Below are 6,356 nucleotides of genomic sequence, written 5' to 3' on the forward strand. Positions count from 1 at the left end.
CCGGCTCGCGCCGGTGTCGTCCAGCGGCCCAGGACACTTACGTCGCCGCCGCCGAGCCGGATCTCCGGACGCCGAGCACGAAGCCGCCCGCCACGGGGGAACCATGCGGGCGGCTTCGTTCTGTGCACCACCTTGTGGAGCGACACCTCTGTGCCTCCGCGTACCTCTGTACGCGGAGGTGCGTGTCAGCCCGACGACTCCGCCGCGTGCGGGCTCAGCGCACCCGTGGCGACCAGCACGATGATCACAATGCCGAGCGCGATGCGGTAGTAGACGAACGGCATGAAGCTCTTGGTCGTGATGAACTTCATGAACCACGCGATGACCGCGTAACCGACCACGAACGCGATGACCGTCGCGAAGATCGTGGGGCCCCACGAGACATGGCCGCCCTCGCTGGCGTCCTTCAGTTCGAACACGCCGGAGGCGAGCACCGCCGGGACGGCCAGCAGGAACGAGTAACGGGCCGCGGCCTCACGGGTGTAGCCCATGAGGAGGCCGCCGCTGATCGTGGCGCCGGAGCGGGACACGCCCGGGACGAGGGCCATCGCCTGGCAGAAGCCGTAGATCAGGCCGTCCTTCACGCTCAGGTCCTTGAGCGACTTGCGTTCGACCGCGGCCCGGTGCTTCCCACCGGACTCGTCACGTGCCGCGAGCCGGTCGGCCACACCCAGGATGATGCCCATCACGATCAGCGTGGTCGCGGTGATGCGCAGATCGCGGAACGGCCCCTCGATCTGGTCCTTGAGGGTGATGCCCAGCACGCCGATCGGGATCGAGCCGACGATCACCAGCCAGCCCATCTGGGCGTCGTGGTCGCTGCGCATCGACTTGTTCACGAGCGAGCGGGACCAGGCCGAGATGATCCGTGCGATGTCCTTGCGGAAGTAGATCAGCACCGCGATCTCCGTGCCGATCTGCGTGATCGCCGTGAAGGCCGCTCCCGGGTCCTCCCAGCCGGCGAACGCCGCGGTGAGCCGCAGGTGCGCGCTGGAGGAGATGGGCAGGAACTCGGTCAGCCCCTGGACGAGTCCGAGGATGAGGGATTCAAACCAAGACATGAAGTTACGTGATCCAAGTGCTGATGGCGGGAGCGCAGCGAATGGGCGGACGGACGTGCCCTGTTGTGGTCTGCGGTGATCAGGCGCGTCCGGGGCAGCGTAGCGCCCCCGGGTGACAGCGTGACGACAGGGCCTCCCCGGAGACGGTCGTGCGAGGTGGCGAGGGTGTTGACCCGCGACGATGTGCCGCTTACGTTTCCGCGAGGAGTGAAAGCGCTTGCTGTCGCGGGGCCGGCTCAAGGTCACCGTGACGGGCAGGCGTCCGCCAGATCCGCTGTCACGTCCGATGGAGTGCTGATCCCGTCCATGCGTACTGCCCGCGACGCCACCACCAGCAAGACGACCGAGCACACCGAGCACGAGGACACCGCACACGAGAGCACGGGACACCGGAGCGCCGTGCGCGAGCGGCGGTCCGCGGTCCCGCTCGACGGCCGCCGTATCAGGGCCGCCGTCATCGGCACCGGAGCCATCGCCTCAGGCAGCCATCTGCCCGCGCTCGCCGCCCTCGCCGCCGAGGGCGAGGTGGAGATCGTCGCCGCGGTCGACATCGACGCCGACGCGGTCGAGCGCTTCTGCGCCGACGGCGGTGTCCCGCACGGCTACACCGACCTCGACCGGATGCTGGCGGAACAGCGCCCGGACCTCGTCTCCGTCTGCACCCCGCCGACCCTGCACCGCGAGCAGACCGTCGCCGCGCTGCGCGCCGGTGCCTGGGTGTGGTGCGAGAAGCCCCCCGTGCCGACCCTCGCCGACTTCGACGCCGTGGAGGCCCATGAGGGCACCGACGGCGGCCCCTACGCCTCCATCGTCTTCCAGCACCGCTTCGGCTCCGGCGCGCGCCACGTACGCCGTCTGATCGCCGACCGGGCCATGGGACGCCCCCTGGTGGCCCACTGTCAGACCACCTGGTACCGCGACGCCGCCTACTACGCCGTGCCCTGGCGCGGGAAGTGGGAGACCGAGGGCGGCGGCCCCGCCATGGGCCACGGCATCCACCAGATGGACCTCCTGCTGGACCTGCTCGGACCGTGGAGCGAGGTGCGGGCCATGGCCGGGCGCCTGGTGCACGACGTGCAGACGGAGGACGTCTCCACCGCCCTCGTGCGCTTCGGGAGCGGCGCCCTCGCGACCGTGGTGAACAGCGTCCTCAGCCCGGACGAGGTGAGCCGCATCCGGATCGACTGCGAGCGCGCGACGGTCGAACTGACCCATCTCTACGGGCACGGCAACGACAACTGGCGGATCACCCCGGCCCCGGACGCGCCCGCCGAGGACGTGGCGGCGTGGCGGGACTTCGGTACGGACGTGCCCAGTTCGCACCTGGCCCAGCTGCGCGACCTCGTCGCGAGCATGCGCGCGGGGGAGCGTCCGCGCAGCAGCGGCACCGACGGTCGCACCAGCCTCGAACTGATCACCGCGCTCTACAAGTCGGCGTTCACGGACACGACCGTCCGCGCCGGCGAGATCGGCCCCGGCGACCCCTACTACACGGCCCTGCACGGGGGCGCGCCCGGCTGGGACCCCGCGACACCCGCGACACCCGCCACGTACGAGGAGGCATCGGCATGACCGCACGAGGCGGCCTGCGCGTCGTCCACGCCCACGGTGACCGCGTCACGGTCACCGAACCCACCTCCGGCGTGGAGCTGTTCAGCTATGTGTACGGTCCGGAGGCGCCCTGGGAGGCCCCGAAGCCGTATCTGCATCCGCTCAGGACACTCGCGGGCAACGTTGTCACGGACTACCGGCCCAACGACCACCGCTGGCACAAGGGCCTGCAGATGACCGCCTCGCATCTGTCGGGGGCGAACCTGTGGGGCGGCAACACATACGTTCACGGGGAGGGGTATCTCGAACTCCCCGAGCGCGTCGGCTCGATGGCACACGTCACGTTCGACCGGGTCGAGGCGGACAGTACCGGTGCGGGCGGCGCGGTCATCGCCGAGCGGCTCACCTGGCATCCGTACGACGGCTCGCTCTGGGCGGAGGAGGAGCGCCGCATCGAGGTGCACGACGTGGACCCGGCGTCCGGCTCGTGGGCGCTGACCTGGACGACCTCCGTCGCCAACCGCCGGGACGAGCCCCTGCGGTTCGGCAGTCCCACGACGGCCGGGCGGGAGATGGCCGGATACACCGGCCTGTTCTGGCGCGGTCCCCGCGGCTTCCGGGACGGGCGGATCATCGGCCCCGACGCGGAGGGCCCCGGCCTGATGGGGCAGCAGGCGCCCTGGCTCGCGTACTCCGCCGAGCACGATGTCGCCGACGGGCACGCCACCCTCGTCTTCGCGCACGCCCCGGAGAACGATCACACGGGCGAGGGCGGCGCCCACCCCGCCCACTGGTTCGTCCGCAACGAACCCTTCGCGGCCGTCGCGCCCTCCCTCGCCTTCTTCGACGAGCTGGAACTCGCGCCCGGCGACACGCTCACCCGCCGCTACCGCGTCGTCGTCGCGGACGGCGTCCGGGAGCGCGAGGAGATCGCCGAGTACCTGGCGGAGCACCCGTGGTGAGCGGCGCCGAGGATGCGTCGCAGGGCTTTGCCGGCCTGCCCGGCGGGGTCGCCGTCTCGCATCTCTCGGTCTACGACTGGCCCGCCGACGACGGGGTGTGCGGCGGAACTCCCCACCTCCATCTGACCTGTTCGGAGGCGTACGTCGTCACCGGCGGGCGGGGCGCGGTGCAGACCCTGACGGCCTCCGGGTACGAGGTCACGCCGCTCGCGCCGGGCACGGTGGCCTGGTTCACGCCCGGCACGATCCACCGGCTCGTCAACGAGGACGACCTGCGCATCACCGTCCTCATGCAGAACAGCGGGCTCCCGGAGGCGGGCGACGCGGTACTGACGCTGCCGCCGGAGTACCTGACCGACCCGGAGACGTACGCCGCCGCGACCGTCGTCCCGGCGGACGCGCCCGAGGCGGAGAAGGAGCGGTTCGCCCGGACCCGGCGCGACCTAGGGCCTGTCTGACCATTCCCGTCTGCCGGGCGACGCCATGCACGCCCTCTCGCCGCACCGGGCACAGAGCCAAGTACGTCCAGTACGAGGCTCTGCGCCCGGCACGGCGAGAGCACGCACCTGACGCCGCCCGGCCGCCCTGCGGGCGACGACGGGAATTGTCAGACAGGCCCTAGCCCTCAGGGGCTACCGGGCGCTGCGCGAGGCGGACGGGCCCGAGGCCCTCGCCGCCTTCCACCGGGCCGCCGCGGCCCTCGTACGGCCTCGGCTCGCCGAGTGGCGCGAGCGGTGGCGGCGCGGTGCCGAGGCGGCCGCCGCGGCGACGGGCGACCAGCTCGACCGGCTGGAGCGCGGGGACGTGTCCCACCTCGCCGCCGCGGCCGTACGGGCCGAGCAGCCGTCGGCGCGGGGGAAGTTCGGCATGTGCGGGCGGCTGGACGTGTACCCGGGGGAGTAGGCGCCCCGGTTCACCGCGCGCTCAGACCACCGCGGGCCCCGTGACCGTCCAGCCCGGGGCCTGCGGGTGGGCCGTCAGGTCGTCGTGGCGGACCTCCTCGCCGCACTCCGCGCAGGTGACGACCGGGACCAGTTCGTGGCCGACGGCGTGCCCGGTCGTGCGACCGCCGGTGTCGCCGCCGAAGTGTTCCAGCACCATGGGGCGATCGCCGTCGTTGAGATGGCGGTCGCCCCACGCCATGAGCGTGAGCAGCACCGGCTCCAGCTCCAGACCGGCCCGGGTGGGCCGGTACTCGAAGCGTGGCGGCTTCTCGCTGTAGGCGACCTTCTCCAGCAGCCCCGCGTCCACGAGCCGCTTCAGCCGGGTCGTCAGTACGTCACGCGGAGCGCCGATGTTGCGGGCCAGCTGGTCGAACCGGGTGGCGCCCAGAGACACCTCGCGCAGCACGAGCAGGGAGTACTTCTCGCCGACCAGGGCGAGCGTGCCGGCGATCGAACAGGGGCGGGCGTCCTTCATGCGGTCCAGTCTACGTGGTGGGTTGGTTCTTCCAACCCACTCGGTTACTGTGGAGTCACTTAGTGGGTTGAGAATCCAAACCCACCTTCTTCGGAGTCGTCTACTCCCAGGAGGCCAGACCATGCGTGACGCAGTCGTCGTCGAAGCCGTACGCACCCCGATCGGCAAGGGAAAGCCGAACGGTTCGCTCGCCCACGTCCACCCCGTGGAACTCCTCGCCCACACCCTCCGTACGCTCGCCGAACGGTCCGGTGTCGACCCCGCGCTCATCGACGACGTCATCGGCGGGACCGTCGACCAGGTCGGTGAGCAGGCCATGAACACCACCCGGTACGCCCTCCTGTCCGCCGGCTTCCCCGAGTCGGTGCCCGCGACGACGGTGGACCGCCAGTGCGGGTCCTCCCAGCAGGCCGTGCACTTCGCGGCGCAGGGAGTCATCTCGGGGGCGTACGACCTGGTCGTGGCCTGCGGGGTGGAGTCCATGAGCCGGGTGCCGATGTGGTCGAACGTGCCGGAGGGCAAGGACCCCTTCGGGCCCGGAGTCGCCCAGCGGTATCCCGAGGGCCTCGTCCCGCAGGGCATCAGCGCCGAGCTGATCGCGGCCAAGTGGTCGCTCTCCCGCGAGCGGATGGACGCCTTCGCGGTGGAGTCCCACCGCAGGGCCGCGGCGGCGTGGGAGGGAGGGCTGTTCGACGCGGAGGTGGCGCCCCTGGACGGGGTGACGCGCGACGAGTGCGTGCGGCCCGGCAGCTCGGTGGAGGTGCTGGCCGGGCTCAAACCGGCCTACTACGACCCGACATTCGGGGAGCGGTTCCCGCAGATCGACTGGAACGTCACCGCGGGCAATGCCAGCCCGGTCAACGACGGGGCCTCGGCCGTACTCATCACGTCCAGCGAGACCGCGGCCCGTCTCGGGCTCCGGCCGCTGGCCCGGCTGCACAGCTTCGCCGTCACGGGGTCCGATCCGCTGCTGATGCTCACGGGGGTCGTGCCCGCCACCGAGAAGGTGCTGCGCAGGGCCTCGCTGACCCTGGACGACATCGACCTCTTCGAGGTCAACGAGGCGTTCGCCAGTGTCGTCCTCGCCTGGCGGCAGGAGACGGGGGCCGACCTTTCCAAGGTCAACGTCCATGGCGGGGCGATCGCGCTCGGGCATCCGCTCGGGGCGAGCGGGACGCGGTTGACGACCACGCTCGTGCACGCGATGCGGGGGCGTGGGGCTCGGTTCGCGCTCCAGACCATGTGCGAGGCGGGTGGGCTCGCGAACGCGATGGTCTTGGAGGGGTTGCGGTGATGGGCCGGGTGCGGGCCGGTGGGGGCTTGTCGCGCAGTTCCCCGCGCCCCTGAAAAGCGGGGCTGCGCC

At 71.5% G+C, this 6,356-nt stretch carries 5 protein-coding genes and 2 pseudogenes; 5 read left to right on the top strand and 2 right to left on the bottom strand.

Going from position 1 to position 6,356, the window contains the following annotated elements; translation table 11 throughout:
• Nucleotides 1-185 precede the first annotated feature (185 nt).
• Nucleotides 186-1,061: an undecaprenyl-diphosphate phosphatase gene (locus tag ACFVH5_RS34095; protein WP_385837543.1), complete on the bottom strand. Its 876-nt coding sequence runs from the start codon at nt 1,059-1,061 to the stop codon at nt 186-188.
• A 306-nt stretch (nt 1,062-1,367) separates the two neighbouring features.
• On the opposite strand from ACFVH5_RS34095, the gene ACFVH5_RS34100 reads away from it, so the two are divergent.
• The 4 genes and pseudogenes from ACFVH5_RS34100 to ACFVH5_RS34115 all read left to right on the top strand — a co-directional run.
• A complete protein-coding gene (locus ACFVH5_RS34100) occupies nt 1,368-2,633 on the top strand; it encodes a Gfo/Idh/MocA family protein (protein ID WP_385837544.1) in 1,266 nt (421 codons plus the stop codon).
• The gene (locus ACFVH5_RS34105; RefSeq protein ID WP_385837545.1) at nt 2,630-3,574 is read left to right on the top strand and encodes a PmoA family protein; all 945 of its coding nucleotides are present in this window, start codon (nt 2,630-2,632) and stop codon (nt 3,572-3,574) included. Before ACFVH5_RS34100 ends, ACFVH5_RS34105 begins: the two co-directional genes overlap by 4 nt.
• Nucleotides 3,571-4,017 (top strand): annotated as a pseudogene (locus ACFVH5_RS34110) (cupin domain-containing protein); the annotation flags it as partial. The gene ACFVH5_RS34105 and the pseudogene ACFVH5_RS34110, both read left to right, overlap by 4 nt.
• A 175-nt stretch (nt 4,018-4,192) precedes the next feature.
• Nucleotides 4,193-4,477: pseudogene (locus ACFVH5_RS34115) on the top strand (cupin); the annotation flags it as partial.
• 21 nt (nt 4,478-4,498) lie between these two features.
• On the opposite strand, the gene ACFVH5_RS34120 reads toward ACFVH5_RS34115, so the two are convergent.
• Nucleotides 4,499-4,993 (bottom strand): winged helix-turn-helix transcriptional regulator, encoded by a 495-nt coding sequence (locus tag ACFVH5_RS34120; protein WP_385837546.1) that lies wholly within the window; start codon nt 4,991-4,993, stop codon nt 4,499-4,501.
• 121 nt (nt 4,994-5,114) lie between these two features.
• On the opposite strand from ACFVH5_RS34120, the gene ACFVH5_RS34125 reads away from it, so the two are divergent.
• Nucleotides 5,115-6,287 (top strand): thiolase family protein, encoded by a 1,173-nt coding sequence (locus ACFVH5_RS34125; RefSeq protein ID WP_385837547.1) that lies wholly within the window; start codon nt 5,115-5,117, stop codon nt 6,285-6,287.
• The last annotated feature ends 69 nt before the right edge of the window (nt 6,288-6,356 follow it).

This window comes from Streptomyces sp. NPDC127119, assembly GCF_042677425.1.
Classification (GTDB): domain Bacteria; phylum Actinomycetota; class Actinomycetes; order Streptomycetales; family Streptomycetaceae; genus Streptomyces.

Coding starts and splice junctions, on each gene's coding strand:
- ACFVH5_RS34095 (WP_385837543.1), bottom strand. CDS start 1,061: ATGTCTTGGTTTGAATCCCTCATCCTCGGACTCGTCCAGGGGCTGACC.
- ACFVH5_RS34100 (WP_385837544.1), top strand. CDS start 1,368: ATGCGTACTGCCCGCGACGCCACCACCAGCAAGACGACCGAGCACACC.
- ACFVH5_RS34105 (WP_385837545.1), top strand. CDS start 2,630: ATGACCGCACGAGGCGGCCTGCGCGTCGTCCACGCCCACGGTGACCGC.
- ACFVH5_RS34120 (WP_385837546.1), bottom strand. CDS start 4,993: ATGAAGGACGCCCGCCCCTGTTCGATCGCCGGCACGCTCGCCCTGGTC.
- ACFVH5_RS34125 (WP_385837547.1), top strand. CDS start 5,115: ATGCGTGACGCAGTCGTCGTCGAAGCCGTACGCACCCCGATCGGCAAG.